A 23,021-nucleotide genomic window follows, 5' to 3' on the forward strand; every position below is an offset into this window, starting at 1 on the left:
TTAAGACTTGCTCATACTCTAAAAATTAATAAAATAAATTATGTCAAAATCAAACAAATTCAAAAGATGGATCCTCAAGAACGGCATCCAAATTTTTATGACTACAATCAATGTAGCTATGAAAATACATGATTTATTAAAGGATCATTAAGCGTACTGAACCATGGTGTATTTTTCGTTCATACTTACTAGGTTTTTAAAACCTCGTAGGTATGAACAACTACACTTCAGCTCTATTAATAAAGGCCAGTCTGCTATCATTCCCACGGTTAAAGCCATGGCTATGTAAATAACAATTTTACTGACAACTGTTTACTAACTACTGACAACTATTAAACTCCCGCCCTCTTAATGAACGCCAGCCTGTGTGTGTAGATACGCTTCTCCGCGTGAATGATCCCTTGCTCATCAATCAGATCCAAGCGTACTTGTCCGGATGCGTGAATGATCTTATTGCCATTCAACATCATTCCAACGTGCGTGATCTTATCGAATTCATTTTTGAAAAATGCCAGATCGCCTTGCTGATAATGTTCATATGGTACAGTAATTCCGATCTCTGCCTGCTGAGAAGCATCACGCGGTAAGGGAATGGAATACATACGAAACAGTTGCTGCATGAAACCCGAACAGTCTATACCGAAATGCGTACGGCCACCCCACAAATACGGCGCTCCTAAATACATAAAAGCAGTCTGCTCTATTTTCTTTGCATTAAATGGTTCTGCATAACCAACATCGCCTTCTAAAATAAATGGTTCGTCACCTACTACAATGATTCCATTTTTATACATTGGTACCGTAGAGCCCATCAATAAAGGGAAAAAACGTGTTTCACTTTTTGCTAAGGCATACAATGATTTACAAAATACCGCTGGTGTTTGATTCAATTTGTGAATATATTCTTCATCTATCGGCAAATATTGTTTGGCATCGATCCAACCTTTATATCCATCAAAATCATTCTGAATGTATTTCCACTTTCCATTTTCTGATTGTTCCAAAATTTCAAAACAATCCCCAAACAGGAGTTGTGAAGTCATTTCATGACGATCACCTGCTTCAGCCCGCATGGGCACTACACTTAAGTGGCAAATTCCGTATTGTTTCAATTTAGTATGTAATAAGTTTTAAGTAATAGGTTTTAAGAATGTTCTTCGTCGCAGTCTAGTAACTAGTACCTAGCAACTGAAAACTTAGTACTTCACACGTTGCATCTCGCGTTCATTATCTTTGCTCTTGATCGACTCGCGTTTGTCGAACAGCTTCTTCCCTTTTGCCAAGGCAATTTCAACTTTTGCATATCCACGTTCGTTCGTAAATAAACGGAGCGCAATTATTGTCAACCCTTTTTCTTTTGAATGCATAAACAGTTTTTTCAACTCTGCTTTTTTAAGTAGTAATTTACGAGCACTCAAGGGGTCGTGATTGTAAAAAGAGCCTTTATCATAGGAAGAAATATTCATGTTCTTGATCCAGAGTTCTTCTTTATCAAATAGACAATATGCTTCGCTGATCGAAGCTTTACTCAACCGGATCGCTTTGATTTCAGTACCTTTCAATACAATTCCGGCTTCATATTTTTCCAGGAATTCGTATTCGAACGATGCCTTTTTATTTTTTATATTTACGTTTTTAACGATTTCTTTCGTAGCCATTTTTATAAACCTCCTCCAATTCTCAATCTTGGTTCAGGAGACAAATCCCAATCTGCAAAATCTTTTTCTAAATACTGATAATAACCCGCCACTGCAATCATTGCAGCATTGTCTGTGCAATATTCAAAGGCAGGTATGTATACATCCCAACCGTCTGTATCGCGTTTTTGTTCCATCGCTTTGCGTAAGCCTGAGTTCGCCGAAACCCCACCGGCAATCGCAACGCGGGTGATACCTGTATCTGCAACCAAACGTTTCAATTTGCGCATCAACACTTCAATTAATGTGTGCTGCACGCTTGCGCAAATATCGGGTAAATTTTTCTGAATAAATTCCGGATCCAATGCTGTATTCTTTTTCAGGAAATACATAAACGCCGTCTTAATTCCGCTAAATGAAAAACTATAACCCGGCATTTCTACGGTAGGAAAAGGAAAGGCCAACGGATTGCCCTGCTTTGCATAGGAATCAATCAGCGGTCCGCCCGGATACGGTAAGCCCATTAATTTTGCTGTCTTATCAAAGGCTTCTCCAACTGCATCGTCTTGGGTCTCGCCCACCACTTCCATATCCAGATGACTTTTTACGATCACCAACTGTGTATGTCCGCCGCTTACCGTCAAACAAATAAATGGAAATGTAGGTTTAGGATCATCCACAAAATGCGCCAGAATATGGGCCTTCATGTGATTCACCTTGATCACAGGAATGTTTAATGCAGAAGCAAATGCTTTTGAAAAAGAAACACCAACCAATAATGCACCTAATAATCCCGGACCTGATGTACAAGCCACTGCATTCAGGTCTGTTTTTTGTATATTTGCCTGAAGGAGTGCTTGCGATACGACCGGAATAATATGTTGCTGATGTGCCCGTGAAGCTAATTCAGGGACAATTCCGCCATATTTCTCGTGAATTCGCTGAGAAGCGACTATATTACATAGTATATTCCCATCCTGAATGACAGCAGCAGCTGTTTCATCACAGGAAGATTCGATGGCTAATAGTGTAACTGACATAGATTGAATACTAAAGTAAAGAATTTTAGCAGAATTTTGATAAAGACAGTTTTAAAAACTGTCTCTTATACTGTGCTTCTCTTGCTCATTCTTCTCACAATCATTGTGATAGGTTTCAGAACTATTTATGTACAGGAAAAGGTTGCACAGATTGCAAGTAAAGAACTTTCCGAATATCTGCATTATAAAGTTGAAATCGAACGTCTGGAAATCGATTGGTTTGATCATATAACCGTTTATGGCGTATCGTTGTATGATTATGAAAATACCCGAATGATTCATTTGGGCGAAACGCAAATAGATTACCGCATTTTTACATTTGAGAAATCATTCGCTTATCGAATTGAAGAAGCTACACTAAAGGATGGTGAAGTTCACTTAATCAATTACAAAAATACAGAGATTATCAATATCAATGAATTTATAGATGGTTTAAGTAAAGTACTGGGTCCAAGTACAGACACAACAAACGCTACAAAGCCATTTACGATTCACGATGTAAAACTCATAAACATGCGTTTTGCATACGACGATTTTGATAACGATCACATAACCGGATTTGATCATAACCATTTTTCATTTGATAGCATTTATGGCATAACCGAAAATCTATATGTGTTTGCAGATACGTTTAGAATCGGAATCAAAGATCTTACCACAATTGAAGGTGGCACACACATGCGCGTACATAAATTGTCCGGTGTATATACGTTGTGTGAGCATTACATGGACCTTGAGAACATGTATGCACGAATAGGAAATTCATTTCTGCAAAATTACATGAAGATCAGTTACGGTACCATCACCGATCTTTCAGATTTCAATACAAAAGCCAATATTAAAGCTACGTTAGACAGTTCATTCATTGATCTAAGAGATATCTCTCATTTTGCATCCGCATTGAAAAAATATCCCTACAGAATATCTATCAGTGGAAATGTGTCCGGCAAGGTCAGTAAATTCAGTATTTCAAAACTGAATTTATATAGCGGCAAAAGTTATGTAAGAGGCAGTCTTCATATGGATGGTTTACCTGATTTTGAAAAAACATATATAGATGCTGACTTCAGAGATGTAAACATCAATCAGGCAGAGCTCACTCCTTTTTTCAGTTCAGAAGTAAGAACAACCTTAAAAATTTCCGATCACTTTAAAGGTTCTATTGAATTCAATGGATTCCCTGAAAACTTCATAGCCAACGCTGCATTAACTACTGCGATCGGTTATGTAAAAACAGATATGGCTTTTCATCTGAAAGATAATATCATGGATGATAGTTATTACTCAGGAAAATTAACGACCAAAGGTTTAAATCTTGGAAAGCTTATTCAGAACGATCAATTGGGCATCATCAATATGGATGGCAGCGTTGAAGGTGTTGGCTTTGATATTGATAAATTAAAAATGAAAATGGTTGCCTCCATCCATTCCTTAGAGTTCAATAAATACAATTATAAAAATATCCGTACTGATGCCATTCTGCAAAAGGCATTGTTCAATGGACATGTAGACATTGCCGACTCGAATCTGGTTATGCAGATCGATGGTATGCTGGATTATCGTCAGCCGGAAAAAATACTTCAGGTAACGGTTGCTTGTGAAAAAGCAAAACTAAAAAAATTAAATCTGAATGCATTTAATAAAGACCTTCTAGTAAAAACAAATTTAACAATTGATTTTAAAGGAACGGAAATAGACGATGCTTATGGCAACGGCTATCTGACCAATACCTATCTGTTATACAACGGCAACAAAGAGATATTTATTGACACCTTGCATCTTGCATCAAACATTCAAAACGACACTTCGCGCACACTTGAAATAACATCGGATATCATCAGTGCCTCTGTTAATGGCAATTTCAAACCAACCATTATTGCTCACGACTTCTCAGAATTTGTTCAGGAAGTAACGAGCAGCATTGCGGATGATAGCTTAGATGTAGTAAATTATTATAAGAACAAAGTAGAACATCAGGAAATACCGTATCATGCTAATTACGATATACAATTGCATGATATAAATTCATTTCTAAATATTTATACCCCGGGTTTATATATATCAGGTGAATCAGTTGTTAAAGGCCGTTTCAATTCGGGACGAACAAAAATTTTAAAATCGCGGGCTTATATAGATACCATCTATTACAATGGATTTGAATTCAGAAAAAACAAGATCAATCTATTCTGTTCACAAAAAAGCGACAGCTCAGAAGTACTCGGCAACGTAACATTTACTTCTGAAAACCAAACAAATTCGAATTACATAGAAACAGAAAATTTAATATTTGAATCTGTTTTAGCCGGCGAACAAGCAGACTTCTACTTCAACGCCAAGCAAAAAAGGTCTCCGAACAGTACCAAAGTATCGGGCACCATAGATCTGTTTGAACCTTATAACATCATTACATTTAACAATTCAACGTTAAGCATCAAGGATAAAAACTGGACATTCGAAGATGACCGGAAAATATATTTCAATAATTCCAGTGTCATATTCGATAGTATATCCATATACAACGGTGACCACAGAATAACACTGGATGGTAAATCTTCTGAAGGAAAAACAAGCGGTAGTTTATTAATGAATAAAATTGATATAGCTGATTTCTCACATTTCATTACAACAATTAAATTAACAGGAATCATTGATGGCAATTTACATTTAGGAGAATCCACCGTGGATAGTAAATTAACCATAAGCGATTTCAATGTGGACACCCTATACATCGGAGATGTTGAAGGTAAGACCGCCTGGAATTCAGCAGCCGCACAAATGAATATGGATGTAAATGTGTTACGAAAAAGCAGTAATGTGTTTAATCTTACAGGTTATTATATTCCAGAAAGTCCTTCCCAAAGTGAGGAAATGAATCTGACTGCGCGTTTTACAGAAACAGACATATCTCCTTTAAACACCATTGCAGAAGGAGTTTTCTCATCCATCAGTGGGAATGCAACAGGATATGCAACGATCACCGGTTCGTTGTCAGAGCCCGTTGTAACAGGTAATATAGATGTTGACAACGGACAATTTACGGTTCCATTCCTTGGTACTACCTATCATTTTTCAGATAATGTCGAATTGAAAAATGATCGCATCTCGTTCGATAAAGTAAAATTGAAAGATGTAAACAACAGGACATGTGTCATCTCCGGAGGTTTGAATCATACTCATTTCAAAAATTTCGTATTGGATTTCAAAGGGCATTTTCAACAAAATCATGGATTCCAGGTGTTAAACCTGAGCGAAAAGGAAGGAGATATTTTTTATGGAGAAGCTTATGTAACGGGCAATTGGGAGATTATCGGAGCTTTAAATAAAATTAAAATTACAGCCAATGCGAAATCTCAACCCAATACAAAAATATTCATTCCATTAAACACGTATGCTGGAATAGAACATGAAAGTTATATCCGTTTTGTGGATCCTACCAGAGAAAAAACAACCGTTGATCAAAAGAAAGCAACGGACCTTTCAGGTATCGAAATGGATTTCAATTTTGAGATCACTCCGGATGCGTACACTGAAATTATTTTTGACAAAAAAGCTGGTGATATTATCAGAGGAAATGGGAATGGCAACATGCGATTAACCATTGATACCAGAGGTGATTTCAACATGTTCGGAAACTATGAAATCACAAAAGGTAAATACAACTTCACACTTGCAGGTATTATTAATAAAGAATTTACAATTGATCCGGGCAGTACGATCAAATGGCAGGGCGAACCGTATGAAGCGATCCTTGATATCAAGACACGCTACAGAATCTTTACATCGTTAAAACCAACATTCACAGGGGTTCCACCGGATGACCCGCTTTATTCTTCACCTGAAGCACAACGTAAATATCCCGTAAATGTATTGATGGGATTAAAAGGTAATTTGAATACTCCTGAGATTAACCTGGGATTAAAAATCGAAGATAAATACCCCGGACAATTTGCAGGATATGTCACCAGCTTTGAAGCCTACGTTGCGGGTAATCCATCTGAAATGAACAAACAGGCATTCAGTCTGATCGTTCTTCGGAAACTCTCTCCTATCGGTAACGTTGTAGCATCGGATGCAAACAGTACCTACGCAAACTTAAGCGAATTACTTTCTAATCAGTTGAGCAGCTTTGTTTCTCAGTTCGATGAAAACCTTGAAATAAATGTAGACTTAACAACGCTTGATAAAAACGGATTAAATACGTTCAACATGCGTTTTGCTTATACTACATTGGATGGACGTCTTAGAATTTCACATCAAGGCGGTAACTATTCTAACAACACAACAAATTCCACAGCAAATATTGTTGGTGAATGGACCGTAGAATATACATTAAGTCCAAGCGGAAATTTAAAAGCAAAAGTTTATAATAAGATCAATCAAAATGCTTTAATAACTTCTACCACTACATCCACAACAATGGCTGCTGGTATGAGTATCTTCCACACACAGGGCTTCGATAAAGTGAGTGAAATTTTCAAACGGAAAACACCTAAGAAAAAGAAACGCAAAGCACCAAAACAGTACTGGACTCCTTATAAAGAAGAGGATTGATTTTTTAAACAATAATACTTACAAATTGTTTAAAAAGAATACACTTTAGTTTTAATCACATGAATGAGATTGCTGTTTTTTGGTTCAGAAGAGATTTACGTCTTACGGATAATACAGGTTTATATCACGCGTTAAAAAACGAACTTCGGGTATTGCCCATTTTTATTTTTGATACAGACATTCTTGAAAAGCTTGAAAGCAAAATAGATGCACGTGTTGAATTCATTCATGCTACCGTTGATTCTATAAAGAAGACTTTACAAGCTCTTGGCAGCGACTTACATGTATACCATAATACCCCGCTGGATGCATTTAAGCAGATTCTGAAACAGTATGATATAAAGGCTGTATATACCAATACAGATTACGAACCTGCAGCGATTAAAAGAGATGCTGCAATAGAATCTTTTTTAGCAGAGCATGGTATTACCTTCAAGACATTTAAAGATCAGGTAATTTTTGAAAAAGATGAGATCTTAAATGAAACCGGCAAGCCGTATCGTGTATATACACCCTACAAAAATAAATGGCTGAGCAAGCTGGCGTCCGCTCCCATCCTACCTTTCCCATCCGAAACATTACAAAGCAACTTCATCCGGACTGCTCCAACAGCAATGCCCGCATTGAGTACATTGGGATTTCAAAAAACGAATATTTCCATTCCTCCTCTTCAGGTTATTCGTAAGACTATTACAGAATACGACAAGACAAGAGATTTTCCATACTTGGAAAATGGAACATCGCTGCTTGGTATACACTTTAGGTTTGGCACGATCAGTGTCCGTGAAAAAGTAGTAAAAGCACTCCCTTTGAATGCAGTATGGCTAAGTGAATTGGTCTGGCGTGAATTCTTTATGCAGATCCTGTATCACTTCCCTTCTGTCTTAACCGAATCTTTTCAGTCTAAATTCAACGTCTTGCAATGGAGAACATCTGAAGATGATTTTCAAAAATGGTGTGACGGACAAACCGGTTATCCTTTGGTAGACGCCGGAATGCGCGAGCTCAATCAAACAGGTCATATGCACAACCGGGTACGTATGGTTGTTGCAAGTTTTTTAACCAAACATTTATTTATAGACTGGCGTTGGGGCGAAGCTTATTTTGCACAGAAATTGTTGGATTACGACGCTTCTGCTAATAACGGTAACTGGCAATGGGCGGCAGGTACAGGTGCTGATGCACAGCCGTATTTCCGCATATTCAACCCTACTGCGCAACAACAGAAATTTGACCCGGAGTTTATTTATATAAAAAAATGGGTGCCGGAGTTTGGAACTTCTTCGTATATTCAACCTATAATTGAACATAAAGCAGCCGTTGAACGAGCTAAAAAAATGTTCCTTGTTTTAAAAAATTAACCATATGAAATTCCTTTATTTCTTCCTTTCCTTATTCATTACCAGTTTAGCATCTGCACAAACGATACATGTTAAGATATACGATGGTACAACAGAACAACCTATAAAATCAGTAAAGGTAAAATCGTTACACGATCATGATCTGATAACCTTTTCAAACGACAGCGGCTATTTTGCTTTTAATTTAAAACACAACGATACCATTCTACTTGAAAAAGATTATTACTATCCTGTTTTTATGAGTTTGACTACACATAATTTTGATAGCACACACGTCATTAAACTGCAGTTATTCCCATCAGCAAAAGTCTATAAAGTTCCTACCCAGTATAGCAAAATGAACCTCCAGTCGTTTGAATATCATTTCACACACGATGAGATCGGTACAGACAGCAAAGCAAAAATAACAGTGATGCAAACGGGCGATGCAGTAAAAGCACAGCAAGTATATACTGGTAAACCTTTGAAGATAATTTCAATCGATGCTTTTCCCAATACAGGAGCTAAACACAAAAATCATTATATATTAGCTCAACCAGATACGTATTAAATTTATATTCGATTCTGTATAAATAAAAAAGTCTTCATGCAAATTTGCATGAAGACTTTTTTATTACATATGTATTACGTTCTATTTGATTCCGTATCCATTCAGTTTATATACAAGCCCTACTGCTAATACATTTTTAAACTGAACAGCTGGCCCTACAGATCCATTATCTCTGGTAATGTTAATATCATCATCGTAGATTAAACTGGTTGTAAAGGTTGTAGTTAAAAACTTATTTACTTTTAAGTATAAGAAACAATCCCAGAATACATCTACGTTAAAGTTGTTGTAGTTATCGAATAAATATAATTGCGTAGCAAACGTTACATTTTTAAAAATATCTGCTTTATATTTTAACATGAAAGAAACCCCGTATTCTTTTCTTAATGTTTGTCCGCGTTTAACACCATATGCACCGCTATCTGAAAGCGCTTGATCATTTACAATCGTGTATTTAGCTGCTACCGGTGAAAAGATAATACTGGTACTCTTGAATGGTAAATATTCCAAACCGATAGAAGCTTTAATGTATGCAGGTGCCAGGAAGTCTGAAATCTTAACCGAAGAATCTTTTTTGACGTTATCGTAATAATTAAAACCTTGTGCAAACTGAGATCTAAAATCAGCTAAAGCAGCATAACGCAATTTCTTTGTCTGTTCGTAAGCAAACTTTGTCTGAAAATAAATACGGTCATCACTTTTTCTGAAAGGAGCCGATTTGTTTCCTAACCGCTGAAAACCATATGCCAGATCTAAAAAGTTATTCCAGTGCACTCTGTCTTTGTGATATGCAACGGTACCAACCACAACACCTACAAAGGACATTGCATTTTGTCCCCCACCGGCCCAGTTATTCAAGCCAACGTTTGAGAAATTAATACCAAAAGCAATCGTGTTTCTCCAAAGTGTATCTGTTCCTTTTTTTGTCTTTACCATTTGTGCAGCAGATGCAATGGAATCTACTTGTGCAAAAGCTTGGTGAGAGGCGATTAAAATACACACGCCTAATAAATACTTTTTCATTCTATTCTACTTTATTATTTAAAATTACTTTTTCAATAAATCTCTGATCTCTGTTAACAACAGTTCTTCTTTAGTTGGTGCAGCAGGTTCTGGCGCCGGTGCTGCAGCTTCTTCTTTTCTCTTCAGATTATTCATCCCCTTTACCATTAGAAAAATTACAAATGCTAAAATTGTAAAGTCAATAATCGTTTGGATAAAGTTACCATAAGCAAACACAGGAACACCTGCTTCTTTTGCTTTTGCAAGACTCGCAAATGCCTGGTCACCAAAAACAAAAAACTTATCTTTAAAACCTTTGTCCCCCATAAAAATACTTACGATCGGCATAATCAGATCATCCACCATAGAAGATACAATTTTGCTAAATGCAGCTCCGACAATCACACCGACTGCAAGGTCAACAACATTGCCCCGCATGGCGAAGGCTTTAAATTCACTGATAAAACTCATAAAATTTGACCTTTTAGATTATTATTCAATTGATTACCAAAGTAAAATTAGACGAATATTTATAAAATAAAAACTTCAATCTCACTAAAAGTAGAATATTACTATTTAATACCATTACCTTTACATTCATGAATAATGTATACAAACACATTATAAGTCTGCTGTTGATCTTGTGCTTGTCGAATTCACTTCATGCACAGGATTCTGTTACGTTTAATAAAAAACGCTTCATACCGATTGTGACTGCCGCAGGAGTTACGTATGTTGGCAGTATGTATGGCTTGTATCAGGTGTGGTATAAAGACTATCCTTCCGAGTCGTTTCATTTTTTTAACGACAACAGTGAATGGATGCAGATGGATAAAGCCGGTCATTATTTTACTGCCTTTCAATTAAGCCGTATCTCAAGCGATGTATTATCATGGACAGGTACAAAACGCAAACGTGCCATCTGGTATGGTACTGCTACAGGCTTTGCATTTCAGACAACCATAGAAGTCTTCGATGGATTTTCATCTGAATGGGGATTTTCATTAGGCGACATGACTTTTAACACATTGGGCTGTGCAACATTATTAACACAATATCTGGCTTGGAATGAACTCCGCATCATTCCGAAATTCTCTTATCATCATACACAATTAGCTGCTGTTAGTCCGGATCTGCTGGGCGATACACCCGCACAGCAATTGTTAAAGGATTACAATGGACAAACGTATTGGCTATCCTTCAATGTTCGTAAACTTACGCAACAGGATTTCTTCTGGCCCAAATGGTTGTGTCTATCTGCCGGTTATGGCGCAAGCGATATGGTACGTGGTAATACTTCTGAAAGCAATGCCATGGGCTATTATCCATACCGACAAATCTATCTTTCACTTGATGTAGATTTTCAAAGTATTCCGACACGGAGTAAATTCTTACGCACCGTATTTTATGCGGTCAATTTAATTAAAGTGCCCATGCCTACAGTTGAATTCAATACGCATGGAGTAAAAATGCATGCTCTCTATTTCTAACTACGAATATGAAAATTGGTGATAAAGTCCGTTTGGTACACGGCAAGGAATCCGGTATTATCACTCGCGTGATCGATGCACAACAGATTGAAGTTGAAATTGAAGACGGTTTCCGCATACCTGTAGCTAAACGAGAAGTAACAATTATTGCTACAGAGGAAGGTTTGCTCACAGGCAAAACATCTGCGCCTGTTGCGGACCAGAATACAACAGTAAAGACCTTAGACGGTACGCTGCAGATTGCATTCCAGGCATTCAATGACCGTACACACCGCGTGTTTCTGATCAATGAACGCAATTGTCCGGTGTTGTTCAGCTGTTTCAAAAAAACAAAACAACATACCTTACTCATTCAATCCGGAAAGCTGGAAAGCAATTCCATATTAAGTCTGGATGAATGGAACACGAGTGAATTTTCTAGCTGGCCGAATTTAATTTTCCAATTTATCTATTTACTTCCAAGTCTAGAAAAACTGGTGCAGCCCTACTCGACTGAGGTCATTGTAAAAGCTGAGAAGTTTTATAAGAATAAAAAACATCATCCTTTATTGAATGGCGAAGCGAATACCTGGGCGATCGACAGCGATCTGAAATTGGATACGAAAGAGATCGAAGTTCTTACTGCTGCATTGAACACTCCTTCTGCATCTGCAGATTTATTAGCCTTTGATGAGCCAGAAGCAGAAGTTGATCTTCATATTGAAAAGCTGGATGCCGACTGGAATTCGCTTACACCTATGCAGATCATGCACACACAAACAACAACGTTTGAAAAGAAATTAGATCAGGCGATTGCCTGCGGTATGGATGAGATCACCTTCATTCACGGTGTTGGTAATAATGTATTGAAGAATGAACTTCATAAACGTTTAAGCAAAGATAAGCGCATCGACTTCTTCAAAGATGCAAAGAAGGAACGTTTTGGATATGGAGCAACACTGGTAAAGCTAAAGTAAGTAATATGTTTTAAGTATTAAGTTCTAAGAAAATTGTTTCTATTAAGTTTTGTTGTGCTTAAATAAGTTGATTAAATAAAAATAAAAGAGAATTCTCCTTAAAACTTAAAACGTATTACTTATTACTTCCATAAAACTTATTACGTTCAAATTGTGTACCTTTACACGGCAATACAAGCTGTCTTATCGCCGTTTGCCGAAGGGCTTAGGGAGGAAAGTCCGGGCAACGCAGAGCATCTTACTACCTAACGGGTAGGCTGTTGTTTAGAAATGAACAATGGACAGACAGGGCCGCAGAAAATAACCACCATGAGCTTGCTTGTGGAAAGGGTGAAAAAGTGAGGTAAGAGCTCACTCGTTTGGCAGCGATGTCGGATTGGGGTAAACCTTAGGAGTTGAAAGACCAAATAGGTTCCGGATATGGTGCTGCTCGTACCAGATAGCACGCAAGTGTTATTAGCCGGAATGGGTAGGTCGTTTGAGCCTTGTAGTGATGCAAGGTCTAGATAAATGATAAGAATCATCCCGATAGCTATCGGGATGAAACAGAACCCGGCTTACAGGCTTGTATTGCTTCTTTTAAAGTTTTAAGTAATATGTTTTATGTTTTAAGAAATGTAAAACGATTTCATTCTTAAAACGTATAACTTAAAACGTATAACTTTCTTTATGCCTAAAATTTTAATCATTGACGACGAACGCAGTATCCGCAGTACGTTAACCGAAATTCTGCAATACGAAAAATACACCGTTGAAGAAGCCAAAGATGGCGAGGAAGGTTTAAAGATGATTCTGGAGAACGATTATGATGTTGTTCTCTGCGACATTAAAATGCCGAAGATGGATGGCATGGAAGTACTTGAAAAAGTATACAGCACCGGTAAAGAGATTCCTTTTATTATGATCTCTGCACATGGTTCTATCGAAACAGCCATCGATGCTACACGCAAAGGAGCTTACGATTTCATTACCAAGCCACCTGACCTGAACCGTTTGTTGGTAAGCGTGCGCAACGCTATGGACCGCAGTACGCTGGTAACAGAAACGAAAACACTAAAGAAGAAAGTCAATAAAGGACATCAGATCATTGGTGAATCCAAAGAGATCAAACACATTTTCAAGACCATTGAAAAAGTCGCACCTACCGATGCACGTGTTTTGGTTACAGGTCCGAATGGTTCCGGTAAAGAACTTGTAGCACGTGCTATACATACACAAAGCAAACGTGCCAATGAGCAGCTTGTTGAAGTGAACTGTGCAGCCATTCCATCTGAATTAATTGAGAGCGAATTGTTTGGACATGAAAAAGGTTCATTCACATCGGCGATCAAACAACGTATCGGAAAATTTGAACAGGCAAGCGGCGGTACACTTTTCTTAGATGAGATCGGCGACATGAGCTTATCGGCTCAAGCAAAGGTTCTACGTGCGTTGCAGGAGAATACGATCACACGTGTTGGTGGTGAAAAAGAGATCAAAGTAGACGTCCGTATTATTGCAGCAACCAATAAAGATCTGGCAAAAGAAATTACTGAAGGCAGATTCAGAGAAGATTTGTTTCACAGATTAAATGTAATTCCGATTGAAGTACCGGCATTAAAAGATCGCTCAGATGATATTCCATTACTAATCAATCACTTTTTAACATTGGTAGCAGATGATCATGGTACTACACCTAAAAAGATCGATGCAAAAGCCATTGAAGCATTAAAAAATCTACCCTGGACAGGCAATATCCGGGAATTGAAAAATGTGGTTGAACGCCTTGTGATCATGAGCGACAAAACCATTACACTTGATGATGTTAAAACCTATGTGAAATAAGAAATTCTTTCAATAGTTTGAATTAGACTAAAACAGAAAAGGTTCTGAGTAATTACTCAGAACCTTTTTATATGTTAATACGATACAGACTCTATTAAGAATGCTTTACAGCAGTGTGCGTGTCTTTTGTATACGTTGGACAAGTTCTATGAGGAGCGCATGATGCAGCTAATAAAGTTGCTGCTGCAAATACGATGAATACGATTCTTGCTTTCATTCTGTTAATCTTTTAGTGTTGAACGTATACAAATATATAAAACTAGTCGAATGAAAAAAAATTTATGAATAGGATTGTGTAATTATTTTTAAAAATAATCCAATTTCCACCAATATATCACATATACAATAAATTGCATCCCCGCAGATCGGAAGTGTCGATTCTGCCCAAAATTTCGAATTTGTCGCCTGTAATTCGTCCAACATCTTGGGTTTCAATAAAACAACAGGCATTAATATTTGCTAAATCAATTAAATTAATACCTCCGCTCCCTTGAATCACTTTCTCAAATGGGTCATTTATTTGTCTCAAAACCGGGATGAATCCATCCGGAAATTGATAGAGCCCTTCACCCGTTGAATATGCCTGAGATAACAATTCGGTCATACCATATTCTGAATGAATATGCATTACACCAAATCCGTTACATAATTGTGTGTGTAATTCAGTTCGGGTAAGTTCTTTTCTCCTGCCTTTCATTCCGCCTGTTTCTAAAAAGATCACATTCGGATATGCTTCTGTTTCAGTTTCAGCCCAATCAAGCAAGGCATAGCTTACACCCCATACCAGAATCTTTTTCTTTTCTGTAGCGAGTGCTTTAAGTAAAGCCTGAATACGTGGTATATCAAAGGAATAAAATCCGGATGCATCGTGTTCCGTTTCGTGTATAAAATGCTTCATCATAAAAATAAGTGAAGATGAAGGATTCTCTTCATACGAAGGAAGCACCGCAACAATCACAATATCTTTCAACGAACCATAATACGATTCGAAGATCTGCTGACTTCTTTGTTTGTAAAATTCGGGATCTGCAACGTAATGTGTAGACCGGTTGGAAGACGTTGTACCGCTACTGTAAAATTCCACCGCATTTGAAAAATCAATACCGCCATCCTGTGTGATCACCTTTCGGTTTTTATAAAATGTGATGGGTAGAAAAGGAATATCCCCTGCGGCCCGCACCTTTTCAGGACCTTTATGGATTGCATCTGCGAATTCTTTGTATACAGAATTAAAAGCATATTGATACCTATATACTTCAACCAGCAAATCATCGTTAATGGTAGGAGACGATTCTAATAAAATATGCTTTATTTCCTTGTCAAATGACATTCTATATTGGTATATTGGACTACAAATTAACAACAATGTTAGTAAAGAACACAACATATTTCTTTTTGGTTTTAATTTTAGGCCTTGTTTTTTTGGGGTGTACAAAAGCTCCAACCTATCCAAAAGAACCTTCTATAGAATTTGATCATCTTCGCGTCATCAATGACGATGTAAATTATGTTGATTCGGTTTCTATTTTTATAAAATTCAAGGATGGCGATGGCGATATTGGAAACAATCCACCTGACCCAAATTATTTTGACTTCTTTATGGATATTTATAAAAAAACGAATGGTGTGTATGTACGCCTACCCGATTTTGATAATACATCCGCTTACAATGGAAGTCTTCCGCTGCTTTCACCTTATAACATAACAGGACCGATTGACGGTACAATACGCTATATTATCGATCCGTTCGCTGCACCTATACCATTAGCTCCAGTACCACCTTTTTACCCAGGAGATACCTTGCGATTTCATGTTCGCATCCGTGACAGAGCCGGCAATTACAGTAACTGGGTTGAGTCTGACGATTTTGTATTATGGGTTAATTTTTAAATCAGTTGTCCTTTCCTTCTAGTTTTAACAACACTATATTCAAGAGCTAACATTATACAACATGTTAGCCAGGCATCTTTATGAAAATTGTATTTGGTTCCGGAAAATTTCGAGTATTAAATAAAAAACCTTCTGAATTAGGTTTGGATAAAAAACTTGATGCAGAATTTACAATAGAAAGACATCAGGAATATTTTCATGTTTTCTGGATTCCTTTTTTTAGCCTTGGACAAAAATGGGCTATTAAAAAGCCGAATGATAAAACGTTTTATGAAGTACCGCAGGAATTAAAAAATGAACTTGCAGGATACCCAAAACCTAAGACTCCCTGGTACACGTATTTTCTACTTTATGTATTATTAGCAGGCATTATCGGCATTACTCTTTTTTCTATTTATTCAGGAATCAGCAAAACTCTATCAGACAAACACTACAATGATTATATTTATAATTTAGAAGAAGAATACGTCAATAAAGGATATCCGGATACCTATATTCAATTACGTAACGACACTTCACTTCAAATAACCCTTAAAGTTTTATCCTCTACAAAAACACACCTTCTATGCGCACTTAGTAGTTGGCAACCTCCTAAGACTACAATTTCTCCATATCAACATGTCTATGTGTATCCCTTCTTATCAGATTCCATTGGCGATCTGAAAATAGATACGGTTACGATTTCAAAAGCAGCACTTATGGGGGCGTATAATAACGACTTCAATGTGGAGGTAAAAAGAATCAAGATCGGCAAGTATCACCACCTACGTATGGACGGCTGTATATATCTGGACATGCCTATGTTTGACGTTTCCAATATTGCATATACAGATAGCACATTTTCCGCAACATTAAAAAATATTCATACGCCTGGCACTTTTTTAGCTATAAAAACGGATTCAACTTTATATCATACCAATCACCTGGATCGTCTTAATACAACAACGCTACCAAAGCATTTAAACTTTAAAGATACCTTTACGATATCAGGGAATTTCGAAAGAGATGCTGATTATTCAGCCTACATTTATTATAAAAGTAAATTCAACAGAACAGATTCTTTGAATCTAAGATACTATTCAGGAAAAGCGGAACTTAGTTACGGCATTATTTTATTAGAAAATATACATCTTAAATAAGAATCATTTCCTATTTTTCTTTCTAAAGCTTGCACCTGATCCGAGTGCAAGCTTGGGTAGAATATCCGATCTGTCGACTTTTTATCGGATTCCATCGACTATTTATCTATACTCGTCTATTTTGTAATTTCTTTCCTAAACATGTTTTGTACCTTGAATAAGGCGAAACACATATTTATGGCAAGTATCTATTCTATCTTTCTTTTATTAAGCTTTTCTTTTTTTACTGCTTCTACAGATAAAATTGAAAAAATCACGATTGAGCAACTGCAGGCTAAAACCATTCGTCTGGAAAACGACACCTTGTATATTGTTAATTTCTGGGCAACCTGGTGCGGACCATGTATAGCAGAGCTTCCCTACTTTGAACAAGCTGCAAAAACGCATGCAAACAAGAAAATAAAGATCCTTCTTATCAATCTGGATTTTATATCGGAAGAGGCAAAAGTACTTGCCTTTGTTAAAAAGAAAAATCTTCAGAATGCCGTTTATCAATTAAACGCTGCAGACCCAAACAAATGGATCAATCAGATCGATGCGGACTGGGACGGCGCTATTCCTGTTACTGTTTTTTATAAAGCAGGGAAAAAAATACTCTTTCATGAAGGAGATATCACACAAACAGAACTGGACGAAAAAATCAAACTACACAGCATCTAACTCTTTCTAATTCATAAATCATACCTTAATTCTACTCATATGAAAAAACTAATCGTATTCCTCGCAGCAGCTGTAATTTTCATGACTTCTTTCACTAAAGAAGGCGGCTATCAAGTTGGCGATAAAGCAGTCGACTTCAAATTAAAAAACATTGATGATAAAATCTTCTCTCTTGCCGATCAAAAAGATGCAAAAGGATTTATCGTAGTCTTTACGTGTAACCACTGTCCATATGCTGTTAAGTACGAAGACCGTATTGTAGCATTGAATGCTAAATATGCAAAACTTGGTTACCCGGTTGTAGCAATCAATCCAAACGATGCGGTTGCCTATCCGGATGATAATTTTGCGAACATGAAAAAGAGAGCAAAAAGTAAATCGTTTACATTTCCATATTTAGTTGACGATACACAGAATATTGCAAAGACATACGGAGCAACAAAAACACCGCATGTATTCGTTCTAAAAAAAGAAGGATCAGATCTTGTTGTTAAATACATTGGCGCAATCGACGACAATACCGAAGACGCTTCGGCAGCAAAAGAAAAATATGTAGAGCAGGCTGTAGATGCATTGCTTGCAGGTAAAACAGTAGCTACTACTTCTACCAAAGCAATTGGCTGCGGGATTAAATGGAAGCAGTAGTACACGATTAAAGGATTGCAGGATAGACAGGATTAGTACACGATTTTAAAGATTCCCAGAAATACAGGATTACTTCGGTACTTGATAAATTTTAATTGTTCTTTACTCATTCATTACTATTATTAAAAGAAGAAGCCTGCTGAATATTATTCGGCAGGCTTCTTCTTTTAATAATTTATACATGTGTTATTTTATAAGCTGTACCCATCCCTTTCGATCTTCCATACAACCTTTTTCATCTTTAACATAATAAAAATACACTCCGGCGGTTACATTATCACCGTTCCATGAATTATCATAAGCAGATGATTCATAAACTTTTTCATTCCATATATTATAAACAGATACATGCAACGGATAATTATAAGTCATTTTTAGATACATTACTTCATTCAAGCCGTCATAATTCCGTGTTATCAGGTTCATTACTTCCAGGTCTGAAGGATTATATATAGTAACCTTGGTAGAATCTTTAACACTACAAGTACCATAGGAAATAATTACTGAATAAGTATCGGATGTTGAAACCTGAATTTGCTGATCTTTCAAACCATTTGACCAAATATAATCAGAGCCAGAGTTTCCCGCATTCAGAATCACTGCTTCTCCTTTACATGCTATATAAGATGAGTCAAGTGTCCTTACCGGATTTTTATAAATAATAATGGTATCTAAATCACTGCACAAATTCTCATTCGTTGTTTGTAAAATATATTGCCCGGCTGTAGAAACATTGATAGAAGATACTGCTGAGGCAATTTGATTGTTATTATAAAACCAAGTGTTATTTAAATATGCTACAGAAGTATCTAGCAAGAGCCTTGTCTGATCGAAACACACCGGACCATTTAAATTAATATGAATATCCGGATAAGGTATTTCCTGCACAGTAAAATTACGCTCTGCCGAACACAAATGATTCGCCTCAATTTTTATAGTATAATCTCCTCCTCTATTTAAAATAACACTGGATGAATCACTTAAAACAGTTGCCTGTTCATTCCAGGAATAGGATGAAAAACCTGTTTCCGGTACTGAGAGTAATGTTGAATCTCCGGAACAAAATTTTAGTGAACCATTAATTCCATATTCATTTTCATGAACTACACATGTTCCGGCATTTAATTTTGCAACAAAGAACCAGTTCGTTTTAAGTCCATCAATAGAAGTCTCTTTACGCACCTCTCCATTTAAATATATTCCACCATAATTGTCCACACCTATACCTTTAGGACTATCGTAATCCAGTGAACTGATAAATTTATCCCATTCCGTATTACCTAAAAAATCAAACTTAGAAACAAAAATATCGGCTGAAAAAAGACCATATTGATCGGCATTTAAATCATACGTTGCCGCATGTATTGTTCCGTTAAAATCTGCATTTCCTCTAAAATTTCCAATTACATATACATATCCCAATTCATCTACCTCAATGTCCATGATATTAACATCTGAAGCCATTTCCTCCGAATATGGATTGAATGTCGGTAAACTCGTAAACGATCGTATAAATTTCGGTTCACCATCTTTATCGAGTTTCAAGAGGTATCCACTATAAAGCGAACCATAAATATAATCTACATGTACACTCGAATTTTTAAAGCGTAATGTTTCATTATAATTTCCTGAGACATATATATTATCCATTTTATCAACTGCAATAGTAGATGCAGTACTATAAGAAGAAACATCAGGAAATCTTGTCCATAGAAGATTTCCGAAAGGATCGAACTTAATGATCAATGCAGATTCATAATTTGTAACAGGAGGAGAAAAACCCTTTGATCCTATTTTGACATAACTTCCAGTATGTTGCGTAGATAAAATCAGATTGCCCTGTGAATCTGTAACAAGTCCATGATCAACAAAAACATCTGTTGTTTTCTGGATACTAAGCAGAACAACATGTTGCAGAACACCATCACCATTAAACTTGGCTATATAATGATTGTTTTCAAAACCAGCTACAACATTTAAGTTATACCCATCGAGTGAAAAATTGAAACTATATGCTCCAAACATATAAATATTCCCATCCTTATCTACACATATTTTTTTTGGTATAGAAAAGTCTGTATTTTTTCTCCATACTATATTCCCTGAAGTATCTAGCTTCATAATCCAAAGCCCTTGTGCGGTATTACCACTATTCTGGTTACCGGCTACATATAAATATCCTTTATTATCGCCAGTAATTGTATTTATTCCATCTTGAGAACCAATGTCTCCCAAAGTTTTTGCCCAAAGTACATTACCCGCACTATCGTATTTTACCAAATAAGAATCATTATCATAGGATGGTGTCCCAATACCCAGTTTATTTGAAATGGTCAGCGTGCCAGTGTAATACCCAGTTGAATAATTATTCCCATTATCTTCAACAAAAAAATCCTGCGGACCATAGAGAGCACCTGAATTGCCCCAAACAGATGTGATGATCTGATCAACCCATACCGCTTTTTGTGAAAAACATAAAAAATGAGAATGTATTAAGAATAATAATAAAAGCGAATATTTCTTTTTCATAGTAACGTATCAAACAATACCCTAAAGATACTAAACTACGAATAAGCAAAAACTCATTATTTATAATTATTTTATCATCCTTTAAGTATCATATAAAAAATAAATATTCTTATAATTTAATTTTTTCACATTAACAGAAGAAGCCTGCTGAATAATATTCAGCAGGCTTCTTCTTTACCTTTAATCAGCTACTATAACTTTATTGGTTGCAAATACTTTTCCATTTTGCATAAACTGCAGAAAATATAATCCGCTTTTTAGGCATTCTCTTTCTATAATTATTTTTTGTCCATTCACATGATCTATTTGTTTTACCAATTCTCCAATTGAATTAAACATAAGCAAGGTTCCTTTATCAAAATTTAGTGGTGTGGTTATACAAAGCTCTGTTTTAAAAGGATTCGGAGATACATTAATTTGTTGTGGTAAAACACTTGCATCTTCTACATCTAAACTTAGTGAACAATCTGATGAAGTTGCTTGTCCATTTGCAATTCCATAATTGTAAATATTAACCCCATTTTGAAAGCTGCATGTTAAAGACAAAGCAGGATCACTAATATATAATTCATAATTGGGTTTTAGCGGATGTTTAGCACTTCCAACTCCTTCAATCCACGTTTCACTGGTCAATACCATTGTTCCACCAGCATAACAAACTAAATGAAACATCCTTCTTACTCCTCCGTTCACATTCACATTTGTAATTGAGGAAACTTCGTAACTTCTGCCGTCGCCTAAAACAATGTTATCATCCACCTGAAGACTAAAATCAAATAATAATTGATCTGCATCATTTACATATCGATACACTTTTTTCGCTGCCACATCTTCTCTAATGTAGTTATCCGTGCTGTACATAGTCTTATCTGTATATTTTTTGTATGTATATGACCCGATAACAACATCGCTTCCACCCTCTATGGCTCTATTACTGTGCGATCCAAAGTTTGATGGCGTAACAATCCAGGAAGAATTATTCAACATGGGAACGTAAGTTTGAGAAAATATTTTTTGTACGGATACAATTAAAAATAATAATACAAAAAGTATTTTTTTCATATTTGAATTTATTTACATGTTTAGTAAGAAATATATCTATTGAACATATATTATCTTTCCAAACTAAAAGTAACCATCCGTTGAAAAAATTAATATGTTGGAACGCCATCTATAGCTTATAATTAAAAATCCCAAATCTCTATAGGTGAGATTTGGGATTTTTAATTATAAGACTGTCTTCTGCAACTATCAACTATTCTTTAATAATTTTATAATACGTATCTCCTGCTTTGACTATATAGAGTCCGGTTTGCAGGTCTTCTCCGAAGGTTAATGAAGTAACATTTTTATACGACAGTACTAATTTCCCATCCAGTGAATATACATCAATATCCAATGGGACTGGAAGCTCTGCTTTAAAGCTGTTGCTGCTTGGATTTGGATAAATTGTCGCATGAACCACATTACCAGAAACATCAATACCTGTACTCACGGCAGTGAACGTTGCGGTGATGTTCTTATTCGCAGTCATTACAACACTCAACGGATTGGTTGTGCCTGTGGCATCGCCGCTCCAGCCCTTGAAGGTATAACCAGTAGTTGGTGTTGCGGTCAAGGTTTGCGTGGTACCGTAATTGAATGACCCTGTTGATGGACTCACTGTTCCCGAACCAACAACTGTTGTGGTTAAGTTGTATTTAATGATCGTGAACGTTGCGGTGATGTTCTTATTCGCAGTCATCAC

The 23,021-nt window shown here is 36.4% G+C and carries 20 protein-coding genes and 1 other RNA gene; 11 read left to right on the forward strand and 10 right to left on the reverse strand.

Annotation, left to right across the window (positions count from 1 at the left end):
- Positions 1 to 332 precede the first annotated feature (332 nt).
- The 3 genes from A3EE_RS0113925 to tsaD form a co-directional block, all read right to left on the reverse strand.
- Complete coding sequence (locus A3EE_RS0113925) at positions 333 to 1,073, reverse strand: C40 family peptidase (protein WP_018344057.1); 741 nt, start codon at positions 1,071 to 1,073, stop codon at positions 333 to 335.
- A gap of 123 nt (positions 1,074 to 1,196) precedes the next feature.
- On the reverse strand, positions 1,197 to 1,658 hold the full coding sequence (smpB, locus tag A3EE_RS0113930; protein WP_018344058.1) for an SsrA-binding protein SmpB: 462 nt from the start codon (positions 1,656 to 1,658) through the stop codon (positions 1,197 to 1,199).
- 2 nt (positions 1,659 to 1,660) lie between these two features.
- Entirely contained in the window at positions 1,661 to 2,677 is a 1,017-nt protein-coding gene (tsaD, locus tag A3EE_RS0113935) for a tRNA (adenosine(37)-N6)-threonylcarbamoyltransferase complex transferase subunit TsaD (protein ID WP_018344059.1), read from the reverse strand.
- Positions 2,678 to 2,749: 72 nt separating this feature from the next.
- Here tsaD and A3EE_RS0113940 point away from each other — a divergent pair, with 72 nt between their 5' ends.
- From A3EE_RS0113940 to A3EE_RS0113950, 3 genes are read left to right on the forward strand one after another with little or no spacing between them, the layout of a single operon-like run.
- Positions 2,750 to 7,228 carry a translocation/assembly module TamB domain-containing protein gene (locus A3EE_RS0113940; protein WP_018344060.1) on the forward strand — a complete coding sequence of 1,493 codons (4,479 nt, stop codon included), beginning with the start codon at positions 2,750 to 2,752 and terminating at the stop codon, positions 7,226 to 7,228.
- Between the two features lie 59 nt (positions 7,229 to 7,287).
- The gene (locus A3EE_RS0113945; protein WP_018344061.1) at positions 7,288 to 8,589 is read left to right on the forward strand and encodes a cryptochrome/photolyase family protein; all 1,302 of its coding nucleotides are present in this window, start codon (positions 7,288 to 7,290) and stop codon (positions 8,587 to 8,589) included.
- Positions 8,590 to 8,593: 4 nt separating this feature from the next.
- The gene (locus tag A3EE_RS0113950; RefSeq protein WP_018344062.1) at positions 8,594 to 9,139 is read left to right on the forward strand and encodes a hypothetical protein; all 546 of its coding nucleotides are present in this window, start codon (positions 8,594 to 8,596) and stop codon (positions 9,137 to 9,139) included.
- Positions 9,140 to 9,220: 81 nt separating this feature from the next.
- On the opposite strand, the gene A3EE_RS0113955 is transcribed toward A3EE_RS0113950, so the two are convergent.
- Together A3EE_RS0113955 and mscL are read right to left on the reverse strand one after the other, a co-directional pair.
- A complete protein-coding gene (locus tag A3EE_RS0113955; RefSeq protein ID WP_018344063.1) occupies positions 9,221 to 10,162 on the reverse strand; it encodes a DUF3078 domain-containing protein in 942 nt (313 codons plus the stop codon).
- Between the two features lie 24 nt (positions 10,163 to 10,186).
- Complete coding sequence (gene mscL, locus A3EE_RS0113960; RefSeq protein WP_018344064.1) at positions 10,187 to 10,612, reverse strand: large conductance mechanosensitive channel protein MscL; 426 nt, start codon at positions 10,610 to 10,612, stop codon at positions 10,187 to 10,189.
- Between the two features lie 128 nt (positions 10,613 to 10,740).
- Here mscL and A3EE_RS0113965 point away from each other — a divergent pair, with 128 nt between their 5' ends.
- The 4 genes from A3EE_RS0113965 (at position 10,741) to A3EE_RS0113975 (ending at position 14,411) form a co-directional block, all read left to right on the forward strand.
- Positions 10,741 to 11,631 (forward strand): DUF2279 domain-containing protein, encoded by an 891-nt coding sequence (locus A3EE_RS0113965; RefSeq protein ID WP_018344065.1) that lies wholly within the window; start codon positions 10,741 to 10,743, stop codon positions 11,629 to 11,631.
- Between the two features lie 8 nt (positions 11,632 to 11,639).
- Positions 11,640 to 12,587: a Smr/MutS family protein gene (locus A3EE_RS0113970; RefSeq protein ID WP_018344066.1), complete on the forward strand. Its 948-nt coding sequence runs from the start codon at positions 11,640 to 11,642 to the stop codon at positions 12,585 to 12,587.
- A gap of 170 nt (positions 12,588 to 12,757) precedes the next feature.
- An RNA gene (gene rnpB, locus A3EE_RS21470) (RNase P RNA component class A) lies at positions 12,758 to 13,163 on the forward strand.
- A gap of 93 nt (positions 13,164 to 13,256) precedes the next feature.
- Complete coding sequence (locus tag A3EE_RS0113975) at positions 13,257 to 14,411, forward strand: sigma-54-dependent transcriptional regulator (protein ID WP_018344067.1); 1,155 nt, start codon at positions 13,257 to 13,259, stop codon at positions 14,409 to 14,411.
- 94 nt (positions 14,412 to 14,505) lie between these two features.
- On the opposite strand, the gene A3EE_RS22200 is transcribed toward A3EE_RS0113975, so the two are convergent.
- Positions 14,506 to 14,628 (reverse strand): hypothetical protein, encoded by a 123-nt coding sequence (locus A3EE_RS22200; protein WP_018344068.1) that lies wholly within the window; start codon positions 14,626 to 14,628, stop codon positions 14,506 to 14,508.
- 117 nt (positions 14,629 to 14,745) lie between these two features.
- Positions 14,746 to 15,741 (reverse strand): long-chain-fatty-acid--protein ligase, encoded by a 996-nt coding sequence (locus tag A3EE_RS0113980; protein WP_018344069.1) that lies wholly within the window; start codon positions 15,739 to 15,741, stop codon positions 14,746 to 14,748.
- Between the two features lie 35 nt (positions 15,742 to 15,776).
- On the opposite strand from A3EE_RS0113980, the gene A3EE_RS0113985 reads away from it, so the two are divergent.
- The 4 genes from A3EE_RS0113985 (at position 15,777) to A3EE_RS0114000 (ending at position 18,745) form a co-directional block, all read left to right on the forward strand.
- Positions 15,777 to 16,301: a hypothetical protein gene (locus tag A3EE_RS0113985; protein WP_018344070.1), complete on the forward strand. Its 525-nt coding sequence runs from the start codon at positions 15,777 to 15,779 to the stop codon at positions 16,299 to 16,301.
- Positions 16,302 to 16,381: 80 nt separating this feature from the next.
- Positions 16,382 to 17,440, forward strand: coding sequence for a hypothetical protein (locus A3EE_RS0113990; protein WP_018344071.1), 1,059 nt, complete (start codon positions 16,382 to 16,384; stop codon positions 17,438 to 17,440).
- Positions 17,441 to 17,617: 177 nt separating this feature from the next.
- The gene (locus A3EE_RS0113995; RefSeq protein WP_018344072.1) at positions 17,618 to 18,100 is read left to right on the forward strand and encodes a TlpA disulfide reductase family protein; all 483 of its coding nucleotides are present in this window, start codon (positions 17,618 to 17,620) and stop codon (positions 18,098 to 18,100) included.
- Between the two features lie 39 nt (positions 18,101 to 18,139).
- The gene (locus tag A3EE_RS0114000) at positions 18,140 to 18,745 is read left to right on the forward strand and encodes a thioredoxin family protein (protein WP_018344073.1); all 606 of its coding nucleotides are present in this window, start codon (positions 18,140 to 18,142) and stop codon (positions 18,743 to 18,745) included.
- A gap of 186 nt (positions 18,746 to 18,931) precedes the next feature.
- Here A3EE_RS0114000 and A3EE_RS0114005 read toward each other — a convergent pair whose 3' ends face one another.
- From A3EE_RS0114005 to A3EE_RS0114015, 3 genes are all read right to left on the reverse strand, one after another.
- Entirely contained in the window at positions 18,932 to 21,274 is a 2,343-nt protein-coding gene (locus A3EE_RS0114005) for a T9SS type B sorting domain-containing protein (RefSeq protein WP_018344074.1), read from the reverse strand.
- A gap of 180 nt (positions 21,275 to 21,454) precedes the next feature.
- Positions 21,455 to 22,336, reverse strand: a complete 882-nt coding sequence (locus A3EE_RS0114010; RefSeq protein WP_018344075.1) for a T9SS type A sorting domain-containing protein — start codon at positions 22,334 to 22,336, stop codon at positions 21,455 to 21,457.
- Between the two features lie 193 nt (positions 22,337 to 22,529).
- Positions 22,530 to 23,021, reverse strand: a 492-nt coding sequence (locus A3EE_RS0114015; protein ID WP_169334029.1) for an InlB B-repeat-containing protein, incomplete at its 5' end; no start/stop codon positions are given.

It is taken from the genome of Cytophaga aurantiaca DSM 3654 (genome assembly GCF_000379725.1).
GTDB classification, from domain to species: Bacteria; Bacteroidota; Bacteroidia; order Cytophagales; family Cytophagaceae; genus Cytophaga; species Cytophaga aurantiaca.

What these genes read in the sequence shown, in the direction of transcription:
- A3EE_RS0113925 (WP_018344057.1), bottom strand. Translation starts at nt 1,073, where the DNA reads ATGCGGGCTGAAGCAGGTGATCGTCATGAAATGACTTCACAACTCCTG.
- smpB (WP_018344058.1), bottom strand. Translation starts at nt 1,658, where the DNA reads ATGGCTACGAAAGAAATCGTTAAAAACGTAAATATAAAAAATAAAAAG.
- tsaD (WP_018344059.1), bottom strand. Translation starts at nt 2,677, where the DNA reads ATGTCAGTTACACTATTAGCCATCGAATCTTCCTGTGATGAAACAGCT.
- A3EE_RS0113945 (WP_018344061.1), top strand. Translation starts at nt 7,288, where the DNA reads ATGAATGAGATTGCTGTTTTTTGGTTCAGAAGAGATTTACGTCTTACG.
- A3EE_RS0113950 (WP_018344062.1), top strand. Translation starts at nt 8,594, where the DNA reads ATGAAATTCCTTTATTTCTTCCTTTCCTTATTCATTACCAGTTTAGCA.
- A3EE_RS0113955 (WP_018344063.1), bottom strand. Translation starts at nt 10,162, where the DNA reads ATGAAAAAGTATTTATTAGGCGTGTGTATTTTAATCGCCTCTCACCAA.
- mscL (WP_018344064.1), bottom strand. Translation starts at nt 10,612, where the DNA reads ATGAGTTTTATCAGTGAATTTAAAGCCTTCGCCATGCGGGGCAATGTT.
- A3EE_RS0113965 (WP_018344065.1), top strand. Translation starts at nt 10,741, where the DNA reads ATGAATAATGTATACAAACACATTATAAGTCTGCTGTTGATCTTGTGC.
- A3EE_RS0113970 (WP_018344066.1), top strand. Translation starts at nt 11,640, where the DNA reads ATGAAAATTGGTGATAAAGTCCGTTTGGTACACGGCAAGGAATCCGGT.
- A3EE_RS0113975 (WP_018344067.1), top strand. Translation starts at nt 13,257, where the DNA reads ATGCCTAAAATTTTAATCATTGACGACGAACGCAGTATCCGCAGTACG.
- A3EE_RS22200 (WP_018344068.1), bottom strand. Translation starts at nt 14,628, where the DNA reads ATGAAAGCAAGAATCGTATTCATCGTATTTGCAGCAGCAACTTTATTA.
- A3EE_RS0113980 (WP_018344069.1), bottom strand. Translation starts at nt 15,741, where the DNA reads ATGTCATTTGACAAGGAAATAAAGCATATTTTATTAGAATCGTCTCCT.
- A3EE_RS0113985 (WP_018344070.1), top strand. Translation starts at nt 15,777, where the DNA reads ATGTTAGTAAAGAACACAACATATTTCTTTTTGGTTTTAATTTTAGGC.
- A3EE_RS0113990 (WP_018344071.1), top strand. Translation starts at nt 16,382, where the DNA reads ATGAAAATTGTATTTGGTTCCGGAAAATTTCGAGTATTAAATAAAAAA.
- A3EE_RS0113995 (WP_018344072.1), top strand. Translation starts at nt 17,618, where the DNA reads ATGGCAAGTATCTATTCTATCTTTCTTTTATTAAGCTTTTCTTTTTTT.
- A3EE_RS0114000 (WP_018344073.1), top strand. Translation starts at nt 18,140, where the DNA reads ATGAAAAAACTAATCGTATTCCTCGCAGCAGCTGTAATTTTCATGACT.
- A3EE_RS0114005 (WP_018344074.1), bottom strand. Translation starts at nt 21,274, where the DNA reads ATGAAAAAGAAATATTCGCTTTTATTATTATTCTTAATACATTCTCAT.
- A3EE_RS0114010 (WP_018344075.1), bottom strand. Translation starts at nt 22,336, where the DNA reads ATGAAAAAAATACTTTTTGTATTATTATTTTTAATTGTATCCGTACAA.